This window comes from Roseinatronobacter alkalisoli (genome assembly GCF_028745735.1).
Lineage (GTDB): Bacteria > Pseudomonadota > Alphaproteobacteria > Rhodobacterales > Rhodobacteraceae > Roseinatronobacter > Roseinatronobacter alkalisoli.
The window spans coordinates 61,380-87,527 of the sequence record NZ_JAQZSM010000008.1; the positions used below are offsets into that span (position 1 = coordinate 61,380).

The window sequence follows — 26,148 nt, forward strand, 5'->3', positions numbered from 1 at the left end:
CTCTTCAGATGTGCTTCTGGTCTGGCCTCGGGGGGGGCGGGGCGCTATGACATGCGCGGAGTATTGCCGAGGAACCCCGCATGACCACCGCCATTCAACCGCAGCCTGGTATTCTGGATATCGCCCTTTATCAGGGTGGAACCGCAAAGATTGCCGGGCGCGATGATGCCATCAAACTTTCGTCTAATGAGAACCCTTTCGGGGCGGGTGATCTGGCGCGGCAGGCCTATATGCGCGCGGGGCATGAACTGCATCGCTACCCAACGACTGATCATGCCGCCTTGCGGGCCGCGATTGCATCGCGTTTCGGGCTGGATGCCGGGCGTATCATTTGCGGGGCCGGTTCAGATGAGGTGATCACCTTCCTGTGCCAGGCTTATGCCGGTCCGGGTGATGAAGTGGTGTATAGTCAGCATGGATTCCTGATGTATCGCATATCCGCGCTGGCGGCAGGTGCGACGCCTGTTGTCGCCCCGGAGCGGGACCGGACCACCGACATAGACGCCATTCTTGCCGCCTGTACTGACCGGACGCGGCTGGTGTTTATCGCGAACCCCAATAACCCCACGGGCACAATGGTGCCGGTTTCGGAACTGGAACGCCTTGCGGATAATCTGCCCGCGCAGGCATTGCTGGTTCTGGACGGGGCCTATGCCGAATATGCCGAAGGCTATGATGGCGGCGCGGCCCTTGCGGACCAGCGCCAGAACGTGGTGATGACGCGCACCTTCTCCAAGCTGTTCGGGCTGGGCGGCTTGCGCGTGGGCTGGGGCTATGGGCCGCAGCATGTCATTGATGTGCTGAGTCGGGTGCGCGGGCCTTTCAACCTGTCCACCACCCAGCAGGACGTGGCCGAAGCCGCATTATCCGATGATGCGCATATTGCCCGCAGCCTTGCGGAAAACGCACGGATGCGCGCCTGGCTGGCAGAGCGGCTGAACGCCATCGGGGTAGCGACTGATCCGTCGCATGCCAATTTTGTCCTGGCCCGTTTCCGTGATGCCGCGCAGGCAGAAGCCTGTAATGCTGCACTGCTGGCCGATGGGCTTATCGTGCGCAAGGTCGACAGCTACGGATTGCCGGAATGTCTGCGCATTACCATCGGTGATGAAGCTGCTTGCCGGCGCGTACTCTATACGATCACCCAGTTCATGGAGCGGCAGGCATGAGCGCAATATACCAGCGTGTCGCCTTTGTCGGGTTGGGGTTGATTGCGTCTTCCATGGCGCATGCCATCCGGCGTGCGGGCCTTGCCGGGGAAATTACCGGCACTGCGCGTTCGGCCGAAACCCGGCAGGTTGCGCTTGAAATCGGGCTGGTCGATGCTGTCTTTGACACCGCGGCTGAAGCGGTTGTCGGTGCGGATCTGGTTGTCCTGTGCGTGCCGGTCGGCGCAATGGCCGGAATCGCACAGGAAATCGCGCCATATCTTGAACCGGGGGTAACTGTCACTGATGTCGGTTCCGTCAAGCAGGCGGTGATTGCCGCGGTCGGCCCGCATCTGCCGGAACATGTTCATTTCATCCCCGGTCATCCGCTGGCGGGCACCGAACATTCCGGCCCGCGTGCGGGCTTTGCCGAATTGTTCGACAACCGCTGGTGTATCCTGACGCCTCTCGACGGCGGTGATGCGCCCGCGCTGGAACGTCTTGTCAGTTTCTGGCAGGGGATCGGCGCGCATGTGGATCTGATGGACCCGCCGCATCATGACCTGGTGCTGGCCGTCACCAGCCACACGCCGCATCTTATCGCCTACACCATGGTCGGCGTCGCCGATGATCTGCGCCGTGTAACCGACAGCGAAGTAATCAAATATTCCGCCGCCGGGTTCCGGGATTTCACCCGCATCGCTGCATCTGACCCCACAATGTGGCGCGACGTGTTCCTGACCAACAAGGAAGCCACCCTGGAGGTGCTGGGCCGCTTCACAGAAGAGCTGTTCGCGCTTCAGCGTGCAATTCGTACGGGCGATGGTGTATTGCTTCATGACTACTTCTCACGCACGCGCGCGATCCGCCGGGGGATCATCGAAGCGGGTCAGGATACCGCAGCCCCCGATTTCGGACGTGCAAAGCGTTAGCGCCAGACAAAGTCTGCACCAGCCTTCAGTTTCAGACTGATCCGCCCCCGGTGGATTGACCCGCCGCGCCGCGCCCGTTAGCCATGGACAGACAGGGGCAGGAGGGCGCGCAGCATGACGCAAACGGATACAACTGACCGGTTGACCCGCTGCAAGGAAATTCTGGCAAATCTGATCGCGTTCCCGTCTGTTTCCGCAGATGGGAACCGCGCGGTCACCGACTATCTGGCGGATATGCTGACACAAGCCGGCGCGCGCGTTGAGGTGATGCCCGATGCGACCGGCCTGCAAGCAAATCTTTTTGCATCAATCGGGCCGGACACAGATGACGGGATCATTCTGTCCGGCCATACCGATGTGGTCCCCGTCGTGGATCAGCCCTGGACCCATGATCCGTTTGCCATGACCGAAGCTGACGGGCGGCTATACGGTCGGGGCACCTGCGACATGAAAGGGTTTGTTGCTGCCTGTGTGGCAATGGCCCCGGAATTCGCCGCGCGCGATCTGACATGCCCTGTGCATTTCGCCTTCACCCATGACGAAGAAACCGGCTGCTTTGGTGCCCAGCGCCTGACTGCGCTGCTGCGGGAACGGAATTTCCGCGCCATGGGCGCAATTATCGGTGAACCATCCCTGATGCAGGTCATTGACGGGCATAAGGGATGCTATGAATACACCACCCATGTCACCGGTCTTGAAGGGCATGGGTCCGCCCCCGATCTGGGTGTGAATGCCGTCGATTTTGCCGCGCGGATCGTGTTGAAACTGGTCGAATTGCGCGATGTGCTGAAAACCCGCGCGCCTGCCGATTGCCCCTTTGACCCGCCGCACAGCACCATCAATGTGGGCGCGCTGCGCGGCGGACATGTGCACAACATTATTGCCGGGACCGCGCGGATCGATTGGGAAATGCGCCCTGTCCAGCAATCAGATGCAGATTTCGTCAAGGCAGAACTGGCTGCGTTTGTGGACATATTGCGCAATCAGATGCAGGCCACATACCCCGCAGCCGATATCAGAACCGATATCGTGGGCGAAGTGGTGGGGCTGATTCCGGAACCGGTGAACCCTGCGCGCACGCTGGCAATGGCGCTGACAGGGGCGAATGGTGCGGGGCTGGTGCCCTTTGGCACCGAAGCGGGATTGTTCCAGAGCATCGGCATTCCGTCGGTTATCTGTGGGCCGGGATCCATCGCGCAGGCGCATAAACCTGATGAATATATCGACGTTTCCGAACTCGGGCGCTGCCTGGAAATGCTGGGCAGGCTGGCGGATCAGTTGGAACAACGCTGACTTCCGGGGGACAAAGCACAGAAAACGGCGTTCGTGTCCGCCAAAAAGGGGGCTGCATATTCTGAGGCCGTTAACCCCTTTGTGGAATATTACCCTTGATACATATCAACTCCAGATTGACTGAATGCTTATAGACAGCGACACTCCCCAATGACCGAAATGAACAAGAACAGCGATTCCATGGTTCAGGCACAGACGGCATTCAGTCTGGAACGGCTTGCAATTGAACTGTTGAATCGGCTTGCGCGGGTCAATACCGAAGACGCTGACGAAGCTATCAACAGCACTCTTGGGGAACTGGGTCGCGCTGCGGGACTGGACCGGACATACCTGTTCTGGCAACGCGACCAGACATTCTGGGACTATACCCACGAATGGGTCGCACCCGGCATCGAGCCAGTGAAAGACCAGTTTCCAGGCATGTCGCATGACATTGTCGGGCCGTGGTACACGCATTTCCTGCGCGACGAATCCATCTATATCGCGCGGGTTGATGATTTGCCTGATAGCCGGACCAGCGAACGCGAAATCCTGCAAAGTCAGGGTGTGGTGTCGCTGCTGGTTGTGCCGGTGGTGGAAAACGGGCGACCTGTCGGGTTCGTGGGCTATGATACCGTGAATGGCCCGCGCGATTTCAGCGAAGATGACATGTCCCTATTGCGGGCGGTGGCAAACGGGATCGGTGGCCTGAACCTGCGCCTGAAGGCAGAGCAGGCACTGCGCGAAAGCCGTGATCAGTTGGCCGCCACACTGGCGGCAATGCCTGACCTTATTCTGGAAGTGGACCGCCATGGTATTATCTGCATGGTTCACCAATCAACCGATCAGTCGGAACTACACCCGCATGAAGCGCTTCTGGGGGAATCCCTGATTGCGACATTGCCTGCGGAAGCCGCGCGCATCGCCACCGACCTGATGAAAGCCGTTGATACCGGCACCCCTGCAACGCCCCAGCGCTATCGGCTGACCATTGACGGAAAACAGCGCTGGTTCGAAGCCCGCGCCGCGCAATGGCAAGGCACTGCTGGCGGCTATGTCTTCATCATCCGGGATATGACATCTGAACAGGACGCCGCCCAGCGCGAGAAGACGCGCAGAAACCAGTTGCAGCAGATATTCGATTCCTCGCCGATCGGGATTGTGCAAAGCGATCTGCACACCGGCGCATTTCTGGATGCGAACCCGGCATTCCTGCGTGATTCCGGCTATGACCGTACGCTTTTCCGGAAGCTGAACATGGCCGCCATCGTCAGTGAAAGTAGCCTGCAGGATGCGATGGTGCAGCATGCGATCGTCATGAAAACCGGGCGTTACGGCCCGATAGACCAGACCTATTTCCGGGCAGACGGGTCAATTGCCCATGTCAAACTCAGCGGGGTTCTGACAACAAACACCGCAGAGCAACCGGCGATCTGGCATTTTGTCCACGACCAGACGGACCGCCGTGCCCACGAAGCCGAAATCGAACGTCGCAAGCAGGATGCCGAAGATGCGTGGCAGCGCCTGACTGCCGCAGTTGAAGCGCTGGTTGACGGATTTGCCATTTTTGACCCGCTTGACAGGCTGGTGCTGTGCAACACGCCCTATCAGGACATGTTTGCGCAATCGGGCAAACATGTCCGGCCCGGCATGTCTTATGAACAGATCATGCGTCTGCGCCTGACGCATCACGAATACAAGGATGCTGTCGGACAGCAAGACGCCTGGCTTGAACGCTACATGACCGAACGTAAAAGCCCGCGGTTTGAAACCGAACTTCACATGTCCGATGGCCGTTGGATCAGGGTCCACGAAAAGGACACGCCCGACGGTGGGCGGGTGACCTTGTGCCTTGATGTCACTGAATTGCGCAAGGCCCAGCAGCGCCTGGAACTGGTTATCGAAGGGGCCTGCGTCGGTACATGGGAATGGGATCTCAGCACGCGCGTCACCATGGTGAACAACGTCTGGGGTGAGATGCTGGGCCGCCAGATCAAGCGTGATATACTTGGTGTGGCGGAATTCAGACGGATGCTTCATCCTGATGACAAACTCAAGATCGACACGGAATTCGAATCCATACTCGCCGGGCACACCAACCATCTGGATACGAAACTGCGCCTGCAACATGCTGATGGCAGTTGGGTGTGGGTGCATCTGCGTGGCAATGTCGTGCTGCATGGATCAGATGGTCAGGCCCTGCAGATGTCCGGCATCGCACTGGATGTCACCGAAGAAGTCATGCGCGAACAGGCCATTCTGTCCGCCCGCGATGCATTGGAAAGCGCGCTTAACGCACGCGACATGGCCGAAAAACGCCTGGTCGATATCGCCGACAGCAGTTCAGACTGGTTCTGGGAACAGGATGCTGAACAGCGGTTCACCTATGTTTCAGGCGGGTATGAACGCACAGTGGGCGAAGCCCCCGCCCATATCGGAAAAACCCGCACGCAATTGAACGCGCATAACCCTGATATGAAGGTCCGCTCGGATCTGGAAGACCTGCGCGCCACGATGGATGCGCGCGAACCTTTCAGCAATTTCGTCTACTGGATACGCAAGAAGAACGGCGAAAAGGTCTGGCTGCGCGCCAGCGGTGTGCCCTTCTATGATGGCAATGGCGTGTTTCAGGGGTATCGCGGGGTCGGGTCGGATATTACGCCGCTGATCGAGGCGCGGGAACAGGCAAACGCCGCGGAACAGGCAGCTGAATCGGCGATGGCGCAGTTATATTCCGCAGTCGAGGCGCTTCAGGACGGGTTCATCCTGTTCGATGCCAATGACCGGCTTGTTCTGGCAAATTCAAGATACCGCGAGATTTACCCCAAATCCGCATCGGCACTGGTAGAAGGCGCGCAGTTCGGCGCGATCCTGCAAGCGTCGCTGGATGCGGGCGAAATCGCAGATGCCCTGGGCCAGGAAGACAAATGGTTCGCCCGCAATATCGCCCATGACCGCCACGCCGAACGTGTGTTCGAACAGCGGCTGACAAACGGGCGTATCCTGCGCGTTTGCGAAATGCCGACGCGCGATGGCGGGCGCGTTGGCCTGCGCACGGATGTTACCGAACTGCATCTTGCCCGCGAAAAGGCAGAAGCTGCAAACCGCGCGAAATCTACCTTTCTGGCAAATATGAGTCATGAAATCCGCACGCCCATGAACGGTATTCTGGGCATGGCCGATTTGCTGGCGGACACACCCTTGTCGCAACCGCAGGCGCATATGCTGGATACGATCCGCGCGTCCGGCGACACGCTTTTGACAATCCTGAATGACATTCTGGATCTTGCGCGGATAGAAGTCGGGAAAATGGAACTTGATCCCGCGCCATTCGTGCCTGCGCAACTGTTGCATCACCTGCAATCGTTGCATGGTGTGAATGCGCATGCCAAGGACCTGCAAATGAAACTGGAACTTGACCCCGGACTGGAACAGGCCCGTCTGGGCGACGCGAACCGTCTGGGCCAGATTCTGGGCAACATCCTTGGAAATGCGGTAAAGTTCACGGAAAGCGGCACCATCATGGTGAGTGCGAAGGCAATTTCGGACAAGGAACTTGCGTTTTGCATTGCCGACACCGGTATAGGCATGACGCGCGATCAGCTTGGGCGCGTGTTCAACGAATTCGAGCAGGCCGACAATTCGGTGACGCGCCGTTTCGGCGGTTCCGGGCTGGGATTGTCAATCGTGCAGAAGCTGGTCCAGATAATGAATGGCCATATCGACGTTTCCAGTGCCCCCGGGCAGGGAACAAGCGTCACGCTGCGGCTGCCGCTGCCACTGGCCCAGATCACCCCGGCTGCGACCGAAAGCACACCATGCGTATTGCCGGACGGGCTGCATGTTCTGGTGGCAGAGGATAACCGCACCAACACCACCATCCTGAAGGCGATGCTGCGCAAGGCTGGGGTTGCCGCGGATTTCGCGGAAAACGGGCAGGAAGCCTGTACGCGCTGGCAGCCCGGCAAATATGATGTCCTGCTTCTGGATATTTCCATGCCGGTGATGGACGGGTTCGAGGCGCTGAATTGTATTTGCGAAAAGGCTGCTTTTCACGGCAGTACCCCGCCGCTGGCCATCGCGGCCACAGCAAATATTATGCAGGACCAGATCACCACCTATTACGAGAAGGGCTTCGTCGCGGTGCTGGGCAAACCCTACAAGACGGCTGATCTGAAGCAAGCCCTTGCCGTGGCGCTGCAGCGGCAGCGCCAGACGTCGGACTGAAACCCCGCGCAGCGTTGCGCATACCCCCTGCATTGGCGGAAATAGCACAGGCCCGCATTGCAAGCCCGGGCACAAGGCGCTAACAGGGCTGCGATTTTCATCCATAATCGGAGCGCGGCATATGACATCCCCATTGCGACTTGGAATTGCTGGGCTTGGCACTGTCGGGGTCGGGCTTGTCCGGATTATTCAGCGGAATGCGGATTTGCTGACGCTGCGCACGGGGCGCGAGATCGTGATTTCAGCGGTCAGCGCCAAATCCCGCACCCGCAATCGTGGCGTCGATATTTCCGCATATGACTGGGAAGATGACCCCGTAGCCCTTGCGCGTCGTGATGACGTGGATGTGGTCATCGAATTGATGGGTGGGGAAAATGGCCCCGCCAAGGCCCTGACCGAAGCTGCAATCGACGCGGGCAAGGATATTGTCACCGCGAACAAGGCGATGCTGGCGCTGCACGGGCAGGAACTGGCCGAACGCGCCGAGGAAATGGGCGTCGCGCTGCGGTTCGAAGCGGCTGTCGCGGGCGGGATTCCCGTTATCAAGGCCCTGTCCGAAGGGCTGGCCGGAAACCGCATCACCCGCATCAAAGGCGTGATGAACGGCACCTGCAATTACATTCTGACGCGCATGGAAGACGCCGGTCTGCCCTATGAAACCGTGTTCGATGAAGCCAGCCAGCTTGGCTATCTTGAAGCGGACCCGACACTGGATGTGGGCGGGATTGACGCCGCGCATAAACTGACGCTGCTTTCGGCCATCGCCTTCGGGGTAAAGCCTGATTTCGACGCCATCCAGACATCAGGCATTGAACGCATCTCCATCGAGGATATCCGCGCCGCTGCCGATCTGGGCCTGCGCATCAAGCTGCTGGGGGTTGCGCGCGTCACAGGCCGGGGGCTGGAACAGTCCATGTCCCCATGCCTTGTGCCTGCCGACAGCCCGTTGGGGCAGTTGAAGGGCGGCATGAACATGATCGTCATTGAAGGTGACGCCGTTGAGCAGGTCATCCTGCGCGGTCCCGGCGCAGGTGAAGGGCCAACCGCCAGTGCGGTGATCGGTGATGTGGTCGATATTGCGCGCGGCATGCATCTGCCGGTTTTCGGTCAGCCCGCGACAACGCTGCAAGCTGCCGTGTCGGCCAAGGCGACAGCGGCCAAACCCTGGTATCTGCGCATGTCGTTGCTGGACAAACCCGGCGCACTTGCCAAAGTGGCCGAAGCCCTGGGCAATGCGGGTGTGTCCATCAACCGGATGCGCCAATACGGCCACCAGGACACGCGCGCCCCTGTCGTCATCATCACGCATAAGACCACGCGCGATGCCATCGATCATGCCAGTGCACTGGCCGTCAAAACCGGTGTCCTTGTCGGGGAGCCGGTTGCAATGGCGATAGAGGAAGATTGAGTGGTTTTGCGCGCATTCGCGCGCAGAGTTGGCGCAACCACGCCAGTCAAGGCTTGTGTCATGCATCCGCAGGGGTCTAGATAACGCCAAAGCGCATTTTGCAAAGGAACTCCGCAATGACGACGTCACCCGAATTTCATGACCGCATGCTTTCCCTTGGGCTTGCGCGCGTATCAGAAGCGGCCGCGCTTGCATCAGCCAAACTGGTCGGGCGCGGTGATGAAAAAGCAGCCGATCAGGCCGCAGTCGACGCCATGCGCACGCAGTTGAACATGCTCGACATTGCGGGCCGCGTAGTCATTGGCGAAGGCGAACGCGACGAAGCCCCGATGCTGTATATCGGCGAAGAAGTGGGCAACGGCAACGGTCCTGAAGTGGACATTGCACTGGACCCGCTGGAAGGCACGACGCTGACCGCCAAGGATTTTCCGAATGCGCTGACCGTTATCGCCATGGCCCCGCGTGGCACCATGCTGCATGCTCCGGATGTGTATATGGACAAGCTGGCCATCGGCCCCGGCTATGCCACCGACACAGTGACCATGGACATGTCCCCGTCGGAGCGCGTGCGCGCCCTGGCCAAAGCCAAAGGCTGCGCGCCATCCGATATTACCGTCTGTGTACTGGAACGCCCCCGGCATGAGGACATGATTGCCGATCTGCGGTCCACGGGCGCCGCGATCCGGCTGATCATGGATGGCGATGTTGCCGGGGTGATCCATTGTGCCGAACCCGAACTTACAGGGATCGACATGTATATGGGGTCTGGTGGCGCGCCCGAAGGGGTTCTGGCGGCAGCCGCGCTGAAATGCATGGGCGGCCAGATTTATGGCAGGCTTCTGTTCCGCAATGACGATGAGATTGGCCGCGCCCGCCGCGCCGGAATCGAAGATCTGAACAAGATCTATACCCGCGATGAAATGGTGACCGGTGATGTGATCTTCGCCGCGACTGGTGTAACCGACGGGTCCATCGTCAAGGGCATCCGGACTGAACCGGGCTGGGTTACGACTGATACCTTGTTGATGCGGTCGAAAACCGGATCAGTGCGGCGCATGAGCTATCGCACCCCGCTCTGAGCCAAAAAACGGGGGCGCGCCCCCTTCCCCCCGGAGTATTTTGGGCAAGATGAAACCGGAACAGAACACGGCCTTGCTGTTGATCGACTTCCAGAAGGGTTTTTCTGCGCCTGTCTGGGGGGCGCGGAATAACCCTGATGCGGAAGCAAATGCCGCGCGCTTGCTTGCTGCCTGGCGCGCGGCGGGTGCGGCAGTTGTCCATGTTCGCCATCTGAGCCGTGACGCAGGAAGTCCGCTGACGGGTGCAGGCGCTGATTGGATTGAGGGGCTTGGCCCGCAGGACGGTGAGGCGGTGTTCGAAAAGCAGGTCAATTCAGCATTTATCGGGACAGGGCTGCAAGACTGGCTGCGCGTTCATGATCTGGACGCACTGGTCATTGCAGGGCTGACCACACCACATTGCGTGTCCACCACATGCCGGATGGCCGCCAATCTGGGGTTTCAGGTGACACTGGCACATGATGCCTGCGCCGCATTTACCAGCAATGCAGATACAAGCTGGCACACCGGACCCCCGACATTCAGCGCCGCGCAAATTCACGACATGGCCATCGCCCATCTGCATGGTGAATTTCTGGACGCAAAACCCGTCAGCGCGATCCTGTGTGATGGATAACGCCCCCCCCTTTCTTGGCGTGGCGTCATCTGCCACCGGGCGGCGCTGGACCGGGCCGGATGCGGCCTGCGACCGGTTGGCCGAAACCATAGCGCAGGCAACCGCACTGCCGCGTGCGGTCTGCGCTGTGCTTGCCCGCGCCCGGGTTTTACCGGATCAGGCCGAAAGCTATCTTGCGCCCACATTGCGCGACCATTTGCCGGACCCCCGCAGCTTGCTGGACATGGAAAAAGCCGCAGCGCGCTTTTTGCATGCAGTGACGCAGCGCGAACGTATCGCGATTTTTGCGGATTACGATGTGGATGGCGGCGCGTCTGCGGCGCTGTTGATCTGTTGGTTGCGCGATATGGGATGCCGCGCCACATTGTATATTCCCGACCGTATTGACGAAGGATACGGACCGAATGACACCGCCATGGCCGAGTTGGCGGACACGCATGACCTGATCATCTGTGTTGATTGCGGCACCCTAAGTCATGGCCCGGTCGCGGCGGCAAAAGGCGCGGATGTCATTGTGCTGGACCACCATCTGGGCGGCGAAACCCTGCCTGACGCGGTGGCGGTTGTGAACCCCAACCGGCAGGATGAAACCACCGATCTGGGCCATCTTTGCGCTGCTGCTGTGGTGTTTCTGATGCTTGTCGAAAGTAACCGGCAGCTGCGAACAGCCGGTCAGACCGGCCCCGACCTTATGGGGTTGCTGGATCTGGTTGCGCTGGCGACCGTGGCCGATGTTGCGCCGCTGATCGGTGTCAACCGCGCCTTCGTGCGGCAAGGCCTGCGTGTGATGGCGGAACGCAAGCGCATCGGCCTGCGCGCCCTTGCTGACATTGCCCGGCTGGACACGTCACCACGGGCCTATCATCTGGGGTTTGTGCTGGGGCCGCGTGTGAATGCAGGCGGGCGGATCGGCGCGGCGGATCTGGGTGCGCGCCTGCTGGCCACCGATGACCCGCATGAAGCCACGGCCCTTGCCGAGAAGCTGGAAACCCTGAATGCCGAACGACGCGAGATTGAAGCGCAGGTGCGCGCTGCCGCGCTGAAGCAGGCGGAAACGCGCGGGGTGGACGGGCCATTGGTCTGGGCCGCTGGCGAAGGCTGGCACCCGGGCGTCATAGGCATTGCCGCCGCCCGACTGAAAGAAGCGACAGACCGCCCCGCCATTGTCATTTCGCTGGACGGCGATCTGGGCAAAGGGTCCGGGCGGTCCGTGCCGGGGGTCGATCTGGGCGCGGCCATACAGCGACTGGCACATGAAGGACTGTTGCTGAAAGGCGGCGGGCACAAGATGGCCGCAGGCCTGACCGTGGCGCGCGCGCAACTGCAGGATGCCATGGACCGCTTGGGGGAGCTTCTGGCGCGGCAAGGAGCCGCCGACAGAGAGGTTTCCAGCCTGAAACTGGATGGCCTGCTGATGCCGGGGGCAGTGACCCCCGAACTGATTGACCAGCTTGACCGGGCGGGGCCATTCGGCGCCAGCATGCGCGCGCCGCGCTTTGCCTTTGCCGATATGGCGATCCGGTCCACACGGCCGATGGGCGAATCACATCTGCGGCTGCGTTTCGGTGGCGATCACGGCCCGGCGCTGGACGCTGTTGCCTTCCGCGCATTCGAAACCGGTCTGGGCGCTTTTCTGACTGCGGCGCAGGGGCGCAGGGTCCATCTGGCAGGACAAATTGAGATCAATAGCTGGGGGGGGCGCCAGACCCCGCAGTTGCGGCTGGATGATGCCGCAGCGCCTGATGCTGTCTGAATGAAAAAACTGCCCATTTCATGTGGCATTCTGCAAGAAAACCACTTGCGCTGGTCGCGCGCTTTGCCTAAACAGCGCCTCACCGCCAGCGTGGCCCGTTCGTCTATCGGTTAGGACGCCAGGTTTTCAACCTGGAAAGAGGGGTTCGATTCCCCTACGGGCTGCCATTTTTTCCTTCAAGTAGTTAATCTTCAGGGGAATTCCCTCATCATTGCCCGGCACCTCTGACAAGCCGGACGATTTGAGAACGTTTGCCAAGCCGCTGTCTTCCGGCTTCGTGCGATCTGTCTTTGGTGTGTAAGCGCGGGCAACAGGGGGTTCTGATATCTGGCTGGCCAAGCATTTGTTTTTAACACATAAAGGCGCATGGAGCCATGGATCGCCCTTTCGATTGCCGCAGCAGCGTTTCAGACGTTGCGTTTCATGTTGCAAAAGCAGCTCAGCATGGGGCCGCTCAGCGCCTGGGGCGCGACACTGGCGCGGTTCGTCTATTCTGTGCCTTTCATCGTGGCACTGGCGCTTGGATATCTGCTTGCCAGCGGGCAGGCATGGCCTGCGGTGACAGCAGAATTCTGGGTCTATGCGACCATCGGCGGGTTGGCGCAGATTCTTGCGACATGGTGCGTTGTGGCGCTGTTTGCCGAACGCAATTTCGCAGTCGGGATCACCTTCAAGAAAACCGAAGTCGTGCAGACCGCGCTTGTCGGGTTTGTGATCCTTGGTGACAGGATAACCTGGCCCGCGATGGGCGCGGTCCTTCTTGGGTTGGTCGGCGTGCTGATCCTGTCGCAAATGCCAGATATTGGCGGGCGCTGGTGGGCGCGTCTGTGCAATCGCGCGGCTGCGCTGGGGCTGATCTCGGGGGCGTGCTTTGCGGTTTCGGCCGTAGGCTACCGCGCTGCTACGCTTGAGATTGCGAGCACCGATCCCTTGTTGCGGGCGGGACTGTCGCTGGCGATCGTGACCGTGTTGCAGGCCGCGGCGCTGTCGCTATGGCTGGCATGGCGCGAACCCGGTCAGGTGGGGCGGGTGATGGCAGCACATCGCACTGCTGTCTGGATCGGAGTGACCGGAATGGCGGGCAGCCTGTGCTGGTTTACGGCCTTCACCCTGCAAAACGCCGCCATGGTCTTTGCCGTTGGGCAGGTCGAGGTGATTTTCTCGTTGCTGGCGGCAGTGTTGTTCTTTGGCGAGCGGATCAGCGCGCGCGAAGGTGTTGCGATCACGCTGATTACCCTGTCGGTGGTTGGGGTCGTGCTGCTGCGATAACCACTACCCGCATTGATGCAGCCGCGATCAACACGAAAAGACCATGCAGCGCAAACCACAATTGCGCAACATGATCTGACCTGTCGTCAACGCAGGTTCGGGAAGCAAAAAAAATGGGAACCGGTTTTCTGAGACCTGCGCTAGCGGCCGGTGTTTTCCGACCTTCACGGAAGACTATTCGGCTGTGGCAGGTGCAGCGAACGGGGCATCAATGTCAACGAAGCTGCCCATCTTCGCGGCGACGCTATCGACATAGAATGCGGACTGGATTTCTTGCAGCCCCTTTTCCATCCGTTCGGCTTCTTCGGGGGCATTGGCCATCATCGCGGTTACCGAAATGTCGCGGTGCCGTTCTTCGCTGATACCCGACAGGAAGCAGGGCGCGGAACCAACCGCCACAGCGGCAGGCCCCAAACAGGATGTTTCAGCACCAGTTTGCTGTAGGTTTCATGATATTCACGCCTCTGTCTCAAGGGGGTCCGGGCGGGGGTCGAGGCCGGCCGGGTCGCTGTCATTGTCACGCAAACAGGCCAGCGCCGCGTCCTGCAGCGCCAGAAGCAGTGTTTCGGTATAATGCGTGTCATTCAGAAAAGAGGTGGCGTCGGCGGCCGAAATCTGCCGGGCCTGCAGCAGCCTTTCGGCACGCCGGGACTGAATTGCATATGTCCGGGCCGGAAGGGCACGTTCTTCAAGCAAGGTCAGGGCGTTTTGCTGGATCGCGGGCTGGCTTTCCAGTTGCGCAATCGCCACCATCAATTCGCCGATCTGCGTGCGCAGCCCGTCATAAAGTGCGGTGATCGCGCCCATATCGTCCTGTGTGAAACGCTGAATATTCGGGCGCATATGCTTGGCGGCCTTGACCGCGCGCACGAGTGCGTTCGCGCCGTCGCGCAACTCCTGCAAGCGGGTCAGGGCCGGTTCGGGCAAGGGCAGCGCGGCTTTGCTGGTGGCAAACGCCAGTATCTCGGCATGCAGGGATTTGACCTTGTCCTGATAGCGGCGGTCGAAATCCACGCGGATCGATTCGCGGCTGCGGGAAATGGTTGTCGCCACGTCTTTTGATGCGCGCAGGTCATCCAGTCGCATGTTCAGCCCCGCACAGATCAGCCCGACAGTGTTCTGGTACATATGCCAAAGTTCTTTGTGCAATGCGGTCAGGATCGGGGCGGGGAAATCACCCAGTTCTGCCCCGATGTAGCGTGGTCGGCTGATACCAAGCGGGGGTGCGGCAATGCGGCGTTCGATAAGCGTTATCAGGCGTGGAATCAGCGGAATCATCAGCGCAATACCCAGCAGGTTGAACAAGGTATGAAACACCGCGAGGCGCAGTGCAAAATCACTTTCGCCAATGCCCAGAATGTCGCTTATGCCATCAACCACCAGCCGCAAGGGCACAATCAGCGCCAGCGCGACAAGAGCGGTCATGGTGTTGAAGATCAGATGCGCCAGTGCCAGCCGCTTGCCCTGATAATTGGCTGACCCTGCGCCGATCAATGCAGTTGCCGTAGTGCCGATATTTGCCCCGATGGCCACGGCCAGCGCGTTGTCATAGCCGATCTGCCCGGTGGCCAGCGCAGTGATGACCAGCAGCATGGTTGCATGGCTGGACTGCATGACAACCGTGGCCAGCGCCCCAATGCCGGTATAGACCAGCAGCCCGACAACCCCGTCAAGCGCCAGCTGTGTCAGGTCAAAACCGGCGCTGAACGTGTCGAACCCGTCCTTGATGAAGGCAATGCCCAGAAACAGCAATCCGATACCGGTCAGCACCTGCCCCGCACCGCGACTATGGCTGCCGCGCTGGAACATCAGCACTATGCCCAGCGTCAGTAAAGGCAAGGCATAGGCACCAATATCGACCTTGACCCCCACACCCGCAATCAGCCAGGCCCCTGTTGTCGTGCCCAGATTGGCCCCGAAAATGATGCCGATTCCCGCCTGCAACGTAATCAACCCCGCGCTGAGGAAGGAAATCGAAATTACGGAAATCAGCGAACTGGACTGCGTGATGGCACTTGCCGCAAGGCCAAACCCCATCGCGCGGGGCAAGGTGCTGGTCGTGCGCGCCAGAATACGTTCCAGCACACCGCCGCCCAGTGCCTTGAACCCGTCTTCCAGCATCATCATGCCCAGCAGAAACACCGCCACACCGGCCGCGATGCGCTGGAAATCGGTGCTCAGGGCAAAGGCCAGCGCCAACAGCCCCAGAATCAGGGCAAGGCGCAGGAGGGTGGCGTAACGCTGGACAATGACTGTCATCTTGGCGCGAATTATAGCAGTCCCGCGCACGGGGTCTATCAGCGATAGAGATGGCGAATGCGACTTGAATGCCGGGGCCAAAAGACCAAGTATGGCGAAGACAGGAAAACACATGGTCCCATGCCGCATAATAACCTGAACCAGCCCGCCCCTCGTCCCGATGTCCTGACCCGTCCGAAACTGGAAGGGGGCAGGCAGTTTCGCATGTCCAGCCCGTTCCTGCCCGCAGGTGACCAGCCCACCGCGATCGCGGAACTGGTCGAGGGGATGAATGCGGGCGAGCAGAATCAGGTGCTTCTGGGCGCGACCGGCACCGGCAAGACCTATACGATGGCGAAGATCATCGAGGAAACCCAGCGCCCCGCTATCATCCTTGCCCCCAACAAGACGTTGGCCGCGCAGCTTTATGGCGAATTCAAGGGCTTCTTTCCCGACAATGCTGTGGAGTATTTCGTCAGCTACTATGATTACTACCAGCCCGAAGCCTATGTGGCCCGGTCCGACACCTATATCGAGAAAGAAAGCCAGATCAACGAACAGATCGACCGGATGCGCCATTCGGCCACCCGCGCGCTTCTGGAACGCGATGATGTGATCATCGTGGCATCGGTATCGTGTATCTACGGCATCGGTTCGGCTGAAACCTATTCGGCAATGACGCAGGATCTGCAGGCGGGTCAGACCTATGACCCCCGCCAGATCATGGCCGAACTGGTCGCCCAGCAATACCGCCGCAACGATGCCGCCTTTCAGCGCGGGTCATTTCGCGTGCGTGGCGACGTCATAGAGCTGTGGCCCGCCCACCTTGAAGACCGCGCATGGAAATTGTCATTCTTTGGCGATGAGTTGGAAGGGATCACCGAATTCGACCCGTTGACCGGGGCAAAGACCGACAGTTTCGAACAGATCAGGATTTATGCAAACAGCCACTATGTGACCCCGCGCCCGACCATGCAGCAGGCGATCAAGGGCATCAAACATGAATTGCAGCAGCGTCTTGACCAGTTGACGTCTGACGGCAAGCTGCTGGAGGCGCAGCGACTGGAGCAGCGCACGAAATTCGATCTGGAAATGCTGGAAGCCACCGGCGTCTGCAACGGGATCGAGAATTATTCGCGCTATCTGACGGGCCGTGCGCCAGGCGAACCCCCGCCGACCCTGTTTGAATTCATTCCTGACAACGCCATTGTGTTTGCGGACGAGTCGCATGTGTCTGTGCCCCAGATCGGTGGCATGTACCGGGGCGACTACCGGCGCAAGTTCACGCTGGCCGAACACGGATTCCGGCTGCCATCCTGCATGGATAACCGCCCCCTGAAATTTGAGGAATGGGACGCGATGCGCCCGCAATCGGTGTTTGTGTCGGCCACACCGTCAAGATGGGAACTGGAACAGACCGGCGGCGTGTTCACCGAACAGGTGATCCGCCCCACTGGCCTGATCGACCCGCAGGTGGAAATCCGTCCTGTGCATATGCAGGTGGATGATCTGCTGGATGAAATCCGCAAAGTGGCGCTGCGTGACCTGCGCGTTCTGGTGACCGTGCTGACCAAGCGCATGGCCGAGGATCTGACCGAATACCTGCATGAACAGGGCATTCGCGTGCGCTACATGCATTCCGATATCGACACGATCGAACGGATCGAGATTTTGCGCGATTTGCGGCTGGGGGCGTTTGACGTGCTGATCGGCATCAACCTGCTGCGCGAGGGCCTGGATATTCCCGAGTGCGGTCTGGTGGCCATTCTGGACGCCGACAAGGAAGGGTTCCTGCGGTCTGAAACGTCACTGGTGCAGACCATCGGGCGTGCGGCGCGCAATGCCGACGGGCGCGTGATCATGTATGCCGACAAGATTACCGGGTCGATGGAACGCGCGCTTGCGGAAACCAGCCGCCGCCGTGACAAGCAGATCGCCTATAACGAAAAACATGGCATCACCCCGCAGACGGTCCGCAAGAATGTCGAGGATGTTCTGGCCGGCATGTGGCAGGGCGACACGGATATGGCGCGTGTTACCGCCCAGGTGGACAAGGTGAAACCCGGCGCGAACCTTACCGCGCATCTGGACGCGCTGCGCACCGAGATGCGCAAGGCCGCTGAGAACCTGGAATTTGAGGAAGCCGCCCGCCTGCGCGATGAAGTCAGGCGGCTGGAAGCCGTGGAGCTGGCCATTGCCGATGACCCGCTGGCGCGCCAGTCCGAAGTGCAGGACGCGGTCGAGGCCGCAGCCGTCAAGGGGCGGTCCACTGCGGGCCGTCCGGGGCAACGCGGCGGGGTCAAGCGGCGCAAGCGGTGATGTTTTGCTCCCGCAGCCTGCCTTGCTGATCCTGCGGGCGGCTTGGGTGGCTGCCGCCCCCCAAACCCCCTGCCGCAAGGAGGGGCACGCCCCCCCTTGCGAAACCCCCGGTGGATATTTTTGCCAGAATGAAGGGGTGGGACAGCGCCGCGATGGCGGGGCTTGTCGGCTGGCGCAAACTGAATTAGGTAATGTGCAACAACCGTTGGGGTGCCCTGTTTTCAGGGCTGAGAGGCTTCGCGCCAACCCATCGAACCTGACCCGGATCATACCGGCGTAGGGAACGGTGCGCATATGGGTCGCGACAGGCCCGCATTCCGTCCTCTGACGTTGGTATCTGCAACGCATGGAGGCGCGCTTGATTCCCATAGCCCTGACCATTGCAGGTTCTGATTCCGGGGGCGGTGCCGGTATTCAGGCGGATCTGAAGGCGTTTTCCGCGCTGGGTGTGTATGGCGCATCGGTCATCACGGCGCTGACGGCACAGAATACCCGCGCCGTGACCATGGTTGAACCCGCAAGCTGCGCGATGATAGCCGCGCAGATGCAGGCGGTGTTTGATGATCTGGAAATTCGCGCGGTCAAACTGGGCATGTTGGGGGACGCGCAGGCCATCGCGACAGTGGCGGCGGGGCTGCGCGGGCGGGATGTGCCGGTTGTGCTGGATCCGGTGATGGTGGCGAAATCCGGGGACAGGTTGTTGCCGACAGACGCGTTGACGGCGCTGCGCACCGAGCTGTTGCCGCTTGCAACAGTGCTGACGCCAAATCTGCCTGAAGCAGCGGATTTGCTGGATACCGCCCCTGCGTGCGACGAAGACCGGATACTGGAACAAGGGCAGGCATTGTGTGAACTTGGCGCGCAGGCGGTGCTGATGAAGGGCGGGCACGGGCGCGGGCCGGAATGTGTGGACCTGCTGATCCGTGCGAATGGCGTCACCCGTCTGAGTGCGCCGCGCCGCGCGACGCAGAACACCCATGGCACTGGTTGCACATTGTCGGCGGCGATTGCGGCGGGGCTGGCGCAGGGCATGGACCTGACGCAGGCGGTGACGCGTGCGCATGCCTATCTGCAAGGCGCGATTGCGCATGCGGACGGGTTGGGCGTCGGTTCTGGCCATGGACCGGTGCATCATTTTCACGGGATCTGGCCCAATGGCTGATGTCACCATCATCGGGGCGGGTGTGGCCGGGCTTTGGGCAGCCTGGATGCTGAGCAAGGCCGGGCTGACCCCGCGTCTGATTGACCGCAATGGTGCGCCTGGCGCGCATGGGTGTTCCTGGTGGGCGGGCGGTATGCTTGCACCCTATTGTGAGGGGGCCGTGGCCGAGCCGGTGATCGTCGGACATGGTCAGAACGCAGCCCGTGCCTGGGCAGAGGTCACGCAGGTTTCGCGGCGTGGCTCGCTTGTTGTGGCGCTGGATCGCGATACAAAGGAACTTGCCCGTTTCGGACGCCGTACCACCGGGCACGCGATGATTACCGACGGGCTACGCCAGCTGGAACCCGATCTGCATGGCCCCGGGCAGGCGCTGTTTTTCGCGGATGAGGCGCATCTCGACCCTCGTGCGGCGCTGTCTGATCTGGTTGCCGCGCTGGCCGCGCGCGGCATTGATGTCGAAACCGGCGAGGCCACGCCCGAGGAAATTGACGGACCGGTGATCGATGCGCGCGGCATGGCCGCCGATCTGCCCGGCCTGCGTGCTGTGCGCGGTGAAATGGTTGTGCTGAAGGCGGGTGACATTTCGCTGACACGTCCGGTACGCCTGCTGCATCCGCGCCACCCGCTTTACATCGTGCCGCGGGGGGACGGTGTTTACATGCTTGGCGCGACACAGATCGAAAGCGCGGATCGTCGGGGTATTTCGGCCCGGTCGCTGCTGGAATTGCTGTCTGCCGCCTATGCGCTTGATGCGCGCTTCGCCGAGGCTGAAGTGCTGGAAACCGGCGCGGATTTGCGCCCCGCCTTTGCCGATAATGTGCCGCGTGTGGTGCGGCGGGGGCGCGTGCTGCATCTGAACGGGCTGTTCCGGCATGGCTATCTGATGGCACCGGCACTTGCGAAGCAGGCTGCGGATTTCCTGACGATGGGTATCAAAGGGGATTTGTTCCATGAAGATTGATGTGAACGGCGAAGCGCAGGAGGTGGTGGGCCCGACTGTAGATGACGCATTGACGGAGCTGGGTTGGGGGAGCGCGCGGGTGGCAACAGCGCTGAACGGGGAATTCCTGCCGAAATCCGCCCGGGCAACCACGCAGTTGAATGTCGGTGACCGGCTGGAAGTGTTGGCGCCGATGCAGGGGGGATAGGCCGGTGATGCAGATGCGCCCCATTGACCGACAGGTGCCTGCGCGCCGCAACAAGGAGTGCCATGATGCGTGATTTCTATGGCGTGACGCTGGACCATCCCTTGATGCTGGGCACGGCGCAATACCCGTCGCCTGCCGTGATGGAAGCTGCCTTTCGCGCATCGGGCGCGTCTGTGGCAACGGTATCGCTGCGCCGTGAAAGCGGGCAGGGGCAGGCGTTCTGGGACATTATCAGCGGCCTTGGCGTGCATGTGCTGCCCAATACCGCCGGTTGCCACAGCGCGCGCGAAGCCATCACCACAGCCCGGATGGCGCGCGAGGTGTTTGAAACCAACTGGATCAAGCTGGAAGTCATCGGTCACGCCGACACATTGCAGCCTGATCCGTTCGGATTGCTGGAAGCGACAGAAATACTGGCCGCAGACGGGTTCGAGGTGTTCCCTTATACCACTGAAGATCAGGTTCTGGCGCAGCGTCTGGTTGATGCGGGCTGCAAGGTGCTGATGCCCTGGGGTGCGCCCATCGGGTCTGGTCTGGGGCTGAACAACCGCTATGGGCTGAAAACCCTGCGCGCGGCTTTTCCTGACATCCCTTTGGTGGTTGATGCCGGTCTGGGCCTGCCCAGCCATGCGGCGGAAGCGATGGAACTGGGGTTCGATGCGGTCTTGCTGAATACCGCCGTGGCGCAGGCCGGCGACCCTGTGGCCATGGCGCGGGCATTCGGTATGGCCGCCAGCGCAGGGGCCTTGGCCTGTGCCGCCGACCCGATGGAGGCGCGCGACATGGCCGCCCCTTCAACCCCGTTGATCGGAAAGGCATGGCTATGACATTACCCCGTTTCTATCCGGTTTTCGATTCCGTTGAATGGCTGGAACGCGCCCTGCCCCTTGGGGTGAAGCTGGTGCAACTGCGCATCAAGAACTGCGAACCTGACGCATTACGACTGGATATCCGCGCGGGGCTTGCGCTTGCGCGCCAATATGGCGCGGTGCTTGTCGTCAATGATTACTGGCAACTGGCGATTGATGAAGGCGCGGACTGGCTGCATCTGGGGCAGGAAGATCTGGATAGCGCTGATCTGCCTGCCATTCGACGTGCTGGCCTGCGTCTGGGCATTTCCACCCATGACCATGCGGAGCTTGACCGCGCTTTGGCGCTGTCGCCTGACTATGTGGCCCTTGGCCCGGTTTACCCGACCATCCTGAAACAGATGAAATGGCACCAGCAGGGGTTGGAACGGGTCAGTGAATGGAAGCGGCTGGTGGGCGATATTCCGTTATGCGCCATTGGTGGCATGTCGGTGGAACGCGCACCGGGCGCGTTTGCGGCAGGGGCGGATGTGATCGCAGCGGTCACCGATATCACCCTGAACCCCGATCCGGAACTGCGCATGCATGAATGGCTGGTGGCCTGCGCATGACCCGCTATGCCCGCCAGATGGTTCTGCCGGAAATTGGCGTGGACGGGCAGGCGCGGCTGGCGCGCGCCCATGTGCTGGTTGTGGGGGCCGGGGGGCTGGGGGTGCCGGTGCTGCAATACCTTGCCGGGGCTGGCGTCGGGCGCATTACGCTGGTCGATGGCGATACGGTGGAAACCTTCAATCTGCATCGCCAGCCGCTTTACCGTATCGATCAGCTGGGCCAGTCCAAGGCACTGGCTGCGGCGGCGGCATTATCGGCCCTGAACCCAGATGTCGCGGTCACCCCGCGTGTGGAATGGCTGGACCCCGCGACTGCGCCTGCGCTGGTGGCCGGGGCCGATCTGGTGCTGGATTGTGCCGATACATTCGCGGCCAGTCTGACATTATCCGACATCTGCCGCGACATGGGCAAACCCCTGATCACGGCATCTGCGCTGGCGCTGTCTGGCTATGTGGCGGGATGCTGTGGCGGGTCACCCAGCCTGCGCGCGATTTTCCCCGACCTGCCTGAACGCGGGGCGACATGCGCGACTGCGGGGGTCATGGGGCCTGTGGTGGGGGCGATTGGCGCGTTGCAGGCGCAGATGGCGCTATCCGTGCTTCTGGGACTGACGCCCAGCCCGCTGGGCCAGCTTGTCAGCCTTGATGCGGTGCGCTGGCGCATGGGTGGCTTCCGGTTTGACCGTGCGCCGGAACCCCCCGCACCCTTGCCCTTCATCGCGCGCGGACAGATATGCGCAGATGATCTGCTGATCGACCTGCGCACAGAAGCGCCGCCCTTCAGCCCGGATGCGCGGCATATTCCGCCCGAAAACATCACCACTCTGACCCCGCCTGCGGATCGCCGTGTCGTACTGGCCTGTGCCACGGGTTTGCGCGCGCATAATGCGGGGCAGGCGCTGCAATCATGCTGGCAGGGTGAAATTGCCCTGCTGGCGCTGAACGACTGAAGAAAGGAACACCATGAAATACCCGTTTGCCGCGCTGGCGCTTGTCGTCACCACTGCCCTGCCAGCCGCAGCACAGGACCGCCTTAGCGTGATGCTGGACTGGTTTGTAAACCCCGACCACGCGCCCATCATTCTTGCGCAGGAACTGGGCTATTTCGCAGATGCGGGGCTGGAGGTGGAAACCGTTACCCCCTCGGACCCCAATGACCCGCCGCGCATGGTTGCGGCCGGCCGTGTCGATCTGGCGATTTCCTATCAGCCGCAACTGCATCTCAGCCGCCATAACGACCTGCCCCTGCGCCGGGTGGGGACGCTGATTTCCACACCGCTGACATGCCTTGTGGTACTTGCGGACGGGCCGGTTCAGGACATGGCAGATCTGCGCGGCGGCAAAGTGGGCTTTGCCGTGGCCGGTGTGCAGGAAGTGATGCTGAATGCCATGCTGGCCCATAACGGGCTGGAACCGGGTGATGTCGAGCAGATCAATATCGGCTGGTCCATTTCGCCCGCGCTGATGTCGGGACAGGTGGATGGTGTGATCGGGGCATTCCGGAATTTCGAGTTGAACCAGCTGCAGATCGAAGGCACCGAAGGGCGCTGCTTCTACCCCGAAGCGGAAGGCGTGCCTGCCTATGACGAATTGATCTATGTCGCCAACCCCGACCGCATGGATGCGCAGGTGATCGCGCGTTTTCTGGATGCGACGGAGCGCGCGACGGGCTTCATCCTGAATCACCCCCAGCAGGCATGGAATATATTTTCGGCCACCGCAGCCGAATTGCAGACCGAACTGAACATCCGCGCCTGGGGTGACACATGGCCACGTTTCGCCACACGCCCCGCCGCCCTTGACGCAGGCCGCTATGCCCGGTTCGAAGCGTTTCTGGCGCAGCGTGGGGCAACAGCAGGTGGGTTGCCGGTCAGTGAACTGGCAGTTGATGTGACAGCAGGGGGCGGGGAATGACCGCGCCGGATTATGGCCGTGCTTTTGCCCTGTGGCGGGATCAGGCACCACAATGGCGCGAATACACGCATCATGCCTTTGTCGAAGCGGTGCGGCAGGGGGATTTGCCACGCCCGAATTTCCTGCATTACCTGCAACAGGATTATGTTTTCCTGATGCATTTTTCCCGCGCATGGGCCTTGGCTGCAGTCAAAGCCGACAGCTTGTCGGAAATGCGCGCGGCATCCGCCACGGTCCATGCGCTGGTCCATCACGAAATGCCTCTGCATGTGGAAATCTGCGCGAGAGAGGGGATTGATGCCGCAGAACTGGAAGCCACTGTCGAAGCGCCCGCCAATCTGGCCTATACCCGTTATGTGCTGGAAGCGGGCTATTCGGGGGATTTTCTGGACCTGATGGCAACGCTTGCGCCCTGTGTGCTGGGCTATGGCGAAATCGGTGCGCGGCTGGCGGGGTCTGGCGGGCCGTATTCGGACTGGATCGAAACCTATGGGGGTGCGGGGTATCAGCAATTGTGCCACGATGTGGGCGCGTTGATTGATGATGCGCTGGTCCATCGTCTGGGTGCACAATGGCATAGCCTGCCGCGCGCTGCCCGCCTGTCAGACCATTTCGCGATGGCCACACGGCTGGAAGTGGGGTTCTGGGACATGGGGCTTGCGGGCGTATGACCGCGCCGGGCCTGCACCTGCATGGCGATTTATGGCTGGAGACTGCGCCACTGATCCGCAATCTGGCGCTGGATTTCCCCGCAGGGCGGTGGTCCTGCCTTCTGGGGTCGTCCGGGGTCGGGAAATCCACACTGGGGCGGTTGATCGCGGGTCTGCCGGGGCCGTTCCGGTTGCAAGGGGCGTGCCGGTCCAGCGATGGGGTGTCCCTGCGGGGACAGGTTGCCATGATGGCGCAGGACGGGCAGCTTTTGCCATGGGCGAGTGTGCTGCACAATGTCACCATTGGCGCACGTTTGCGCGGTGACAAACCTGATACCGCCCGCGCCCGTGCCTTGCTGGCGGAACTGGGACTGGTGGGAATGGCACATCGCCGCCCCGGAACATTGTCGGGCGGACAGCGCCAGCGTGTCGCGCTGGCGCGCACCTTGATAGAGGATTGCCCCGTCGTGGTGCTGGATGAACCATTCTCGGCGCTGGATGCGGCAACCAGACTGGCAATGCAGGATCTGGCGGCGCGCATGCTGGCCACGCGCACTGTTGTTCTGATTACCCATGACCCGTTGGAAGCGGTGCGGCTGGCGGACCGGGCATGGCTGCTGTCCTCCGGCGGGGCAGAAGCGCTGGACCTGCCCGCAACCGCGCCGCCCCCGCGCAGCTACTGCGATGATGCAACACTGGCGATGCAGGCACGCCTGCTGGCGCGGTTGCAGGGCATGCAGGCGGCATGATCGGCGCGTTTGGGGCCTTTTTGCGCGGCCTGCTGGCACTGGGGTTCGGTCTGGCGCTGTGGCAGGGCGTGGTCTGGGCCAGTGGCGTGCCGTCCTTCATCCTGCCCGGCCCCGCCCGCGTCGCCGAAAGCCTGTGGGCCAATGCGGCCATGCTGGCGCAGAATGCGCGGTTTACTGCGGTCAATCTGTTGACCGGGCTGGCCGCAGGTGTGGCCCTTGGGGTGGCAACCGCGCTGAACCTTGCGCTGTCACCCGGTGCGCGCCTGTTGCTGCGCCCGATGCTGATTTTCGCGCAGGCCGTTCCGGTTTTTGCGCTGGCCCCTGTGGTGACATTATGGCTGGGCTATGGGGCGCCGTCCAAGATTGTGATGGTCATGCTGGTGATCTATTTTCCCGTCACATCGGCATTTTTCGACGGTCTGATGCGGTTGCCCGCACCGCTGGCGGATATGGCGCAGCTAATGCGGGCGACACCCGTGCGACGCCTGATCTGGATGCAGGTGCCGCATGCACTGCCGTCGCTGGCATCGGGCTTGCGCCTTGCGGTGGTCTATGCGCCTTTCGCGGTGGTGATCGGTGAATGGGTGGGGTCGTCGCGGGGGCTGGGTTACCTGATGTTGATGGCGAATGGTCGCGGGCAGACCGACCTGATGTTTGCATCCCTTGTCGTTCTGGCGGCCCTTAGCCTTATACTGTTTCTGACATTTGAAACCATCATAGGCAGACTGGCCCGCCCCGGCCGGAAGGGCAGGGTCGGGTGACCACCTGTCTGTTCGCTGCGGTCTGATCTGAAACGGTCATTGGGCCCCCAAAGGCGCGGGGCAAAGGCCGATACCGCCAGCGT

Annotated in this window: 22 protein-coding genes, 1 tRNA gene and 1 riboswitch; of the genes, 21 read left to right on the plus strand and 2 right to left on the minus strand. The window is 61.3% G+C overall.

The window, feature by feature from the left end:
- Nucleotides 1-80 precede the first annotated feature (80 nt).
- The 10 genes from hisC (at nt 81) to PUT78_RS10615 (ending at nt 13,704) form a co-directional block, all read left to right on the plus strand.
- Nucleotides 81-1,169: a histidinol-phosphate transaminase gene (hisC, locus tag PUT78_RS10570; protein WP_274352233.1), complete on the plus strand. Its 1,089-nt coding sequence runs from the start codon at nt 81-83 to the stop codon at nt 1,167-1,169.
- Nucleotides 1,166-2,080, plus strand: coding sequence for a prephenate/arogenate dehydrogenase family protein (locus PUT78_RS10575; protein WP_274352234.1), 915 nt, complete (start codon nt 1,166-1,168; stop codon nt 2,078-2,080). Before hisC ends, PUT78_RS10575 begins: the two co-directional genes overlap by 4 nt.
- Nucleotides 2,081-2,194: 114 nt before the next feature.
- Entirely contained in the window at nt 2,195-3,373 is a 1,179-nt protein-coding gene (argE, locus tag PUT78_RS10580; protein WP_274352235.1) for an acetylornithine deacetylase, read from the plus strand.
- Between the two features lie 150 nt (nt 3,374-3,523).
- Complete coding sequence (locus tag PUT78_RS10585; protein ID WP_274352236.1) at nt 3,524-7,579, plus strand: PAS domain S-box protein; 4,056 nt, start codon at nt 3,524-3,526, stop codon at nt 7,577-7,579.
- A gap of 121 nt (nt 7,580-7,700) precedes the next feature.
- The gene (locus PUT78_RS10590) at nt 7,701-8,987 is read left to right on the plus strand and encodes a homoserine dehydrogenase (protein WP_274352237.1); all 1,287 of its coding nucleotides are present in this window, start codon (nt 7,701-7,703) and stop codon (nt 8,985-8,987) included.
- A 116-nt stretch (nt 8,988-9,103) separates the two neighbouring features.
- Nucleotides 9,104-10,066, plus strand: a complete 963-nt coding sequence (gene glpX, locus PUT78_RS10595) for a class II fructose-bisphosphatase (protein ID WP_274352238.1) — start codon at nt 9,104-9,106, stop codon at nt 10,064-10,066.
- Nucleotides 10,067-10,115: 49 nt separating this feature from the next.
- Nucleotides 10,116-10,682: a cysteine hydrolase family protein gene (locus tag PUT78_RS10600; RefSeq protein WP_274352239.1), complete on the plus strand. Its 567-nt coding sequence runs from the start codon at nt 10,116-10,118 to the stop codon at nt 10,680-10,682.
- Nucleotides 10,675-12,435 carry a single-stranded-DNA-specific exonuclease RecJ gene (gene recJ / locus PUT78_RS10605; RefSeq protein WP_274352240.1) on the plus strand — a complete coding sequence of 587 codons (1,761 nt, stop codon included), beginning with the start codon at nt 10,675-10,677 and terminating at the stop codon, nt 12,433-12,435. Before PUT78_RS10600 ends, recJ begins: the two co-directional genes overlap by 8 nt.
- Nucleotides 12,436-12,527: 92 nt before the next feature.
- A tRNA-Glu gene (locus PUT78_RS10610) sits at nt 12,528-12,602 on the plus strand.
- 199 nt (nt 12,603-12,801) lie between these two features.
- Nucleotides 12,802-13,704 carry a DMT family transporter gene (locus PUT78_RS10615; protein ID WP_274352241.1) on the plus strand — a complete coding sequence of 301 codons (903 nt, stop codon included), beginning with the start codon at nt 12,802-12,804 and terminating at the stop codon, nt 13,702-13,704.
- Between the two features lie 174 nt (nt 13,705-13,878).
- On the opposite strand, the gene PUT78_RS10620 is transcribed toward PUT78_RS10615, so the two are convergent.
- Nucleotides 13,879-14,103: a hypothetical protein gene (locus PUT78_RS10620; protein ID WP_274352242.1), complete on the minus strand. Its 225-nt coding sequence runs from the start codon at nt 14,101-14,103 to the stop codon at nt 13,879-13,881.
- A 57-nt stretch (nt 14,104-14,160) separates the two neighbouring features.
- Nucleotides 14,161-15,963, minus strand: a complete 1,803-nt coding sequence (locus tag PUT78_RS10625) for a Na/Pi cotransporter family protein (protein WP_274352243.1) — start codon at nt 15,961-15,963, stop codon at nt 14,161-14,163.
- Nucleotides 15,964-16,083: 120 nt separating this feature from the next.
- Between PUT78_RS10625 and uvrB the strand changes: the two genes are divergently transcribed.
- The 11 genes from uvrB (at nt 16,084) to PUT78_RS10680 (ending at nt 26,065) form a co-directional block, all read left to right on the plus strand.
- Entirely contained in the window at nt 16,084-18,261 is a 2,178-nt protein-coding gene (gene uvrB / locus PUT78_RS10630; RefSeq protein WP_274352244.1) for an excinuclease ABC subunit UvrB, read from the plus strand.
- 196 nt (nt 18,262-18,457) lie between these two features.
- Nucleotides 18,458-18,561, plus strand: a riboswitch (TPP riboswitch).
- Nucleotides 18,562-18,619: 58 nt separating this feature from the next.
- Nucleotides 18,620-19,423, plus strand: coding sequence for a bifunctional hydroxymethylpyrimidine kinase/phosphomethylpyrimidine kinase (thiD, locus tag PUT78_RS10635; protein ID WP_420793492.1), 804 nt, complete (start codon nt 18,620-18,622; stop codon nt 19,421-19,423).
- Nucleotides 19,416-20,384 (plus strand): FAD-dependent oxidoreductase, encoded by a 969-nt coding sequence (locus tag PUT78_RS10640; protein WP_274352246.1) that lies wholly within the window; start codon nt 19,416-19,418, stop codon nt 20,382-20,384. The genes thiD and PUT78_RS10640 overlap by 8 nt, the downstream gene beginning before the upstream one ends.
- Nucleotides 20,374-20,571, plus strand: a complete 198-nt coding sequence (gene thiS / locus PUT78_RS10645; protein WP_274352247.1) for a sulfur carrier protein ThiS — start codon at nt 20,374-20,376, stop codon at nt 20,569-20,571. Before PUT78_RS10640 ends, thiS begins: the two co-directional genes overlap by 11 nt.
- A 65-nt stretch (nt 20,572-20,636) precedes the next feature.
- The gene (locus PUT78_RS10650; protein ID WP_274352324.1) at nt 20,637-21,398 is read left to right on the plus strand and encodes a thiazole synthase; all 762 of its coding nucleotides are present in this window, start codon (nt 20,637-20,639) and stop codon (nt 21,396-21,398) included.
- A complete protein-coding gene (locus PUT78_RS10655; RefSeq protein WP_274352248.1) occupies nt 21,395-21,991 on the plus strand; it encodes a thiamine phosphate synthase in 597 nt (198 codons plus the stop codon). The genes PUT78_RS10650 and PUT78_RS10655 overlap by 4 nt, the downstream gene beginning before the upstream one ends.
- Nucleotides 21,988-22,941, plus strand: coding sequence for a HesA/MoeB/ThiF family protein (locus PUT78_RS10660; RefSeq protein WP_274352249.1), 954 nt, complete (start codon nt 21,988-21,990; stop codon nt 22,939-22,941). The genes PUT78_RS10655 and PUT78_RS10660 overlap by 4 nt, the downstream gene beginning before the upstream one ends.
- Nucleotides 22,942-22,954: 13 nt before the next feature.
- Nucleotides 22,955-23,905 carry an ABC transporter substrate-binding protein gene (locus PUT78_RS10665; protein ID WP_274352250.1) on the plus strand — a complete coding sequence of 317 codons (951 nt, stop codon included), beginning with the start codon at nt 22,955-22,957 and terminating at the stop codon, nt 23,903-23,905.
- Nucleotides 23,902-24,576 (plus strand): TenA family protein, encoded by a 675-nt coding sequence (locus PUT78_RS10670; protein ID WP_274352251.1) that lies wholly within the window; start codon nt 23,902-23,904, stop codon nt 24,574-24,576. Before PUT78_RS10665 ends, PUT78_RS10670 begins: the two co-directional genes overlap by 4 nt.
- Nucleotides 24,573-25,304: an ABC transporter ATP-binding protein gene (locus PUT78_RS10675; protein WP_274352252.1), complete on the plus strand. Its 732-nt coding sequence runs from the start codon at nt 24,573-24,575 to the stop codon at nt 25,302-25,304. Before PUT78_RS10670 ends, PUT78_RS10675 begins: the two co-directional genes overlap by 4 nt.
- The gene (locus PUT78_RS10680; protein WP_274352253.1) at nt 25,301-26,065 is read left to right on the plus strand and encodes an ABC transporter permease; all 765 of its coding nucleotides are present in this window, start codon (nt 25,301-25,303) and stop codon (nt 26,063-26,065) included. Before PUT78_RS10675 ends, PUT78_RS10680 begins: the two co-directional genes overlap by 4 nt.
- Nucleotides 26,066-26,148 lie beyond the last annotated feature (83 nt).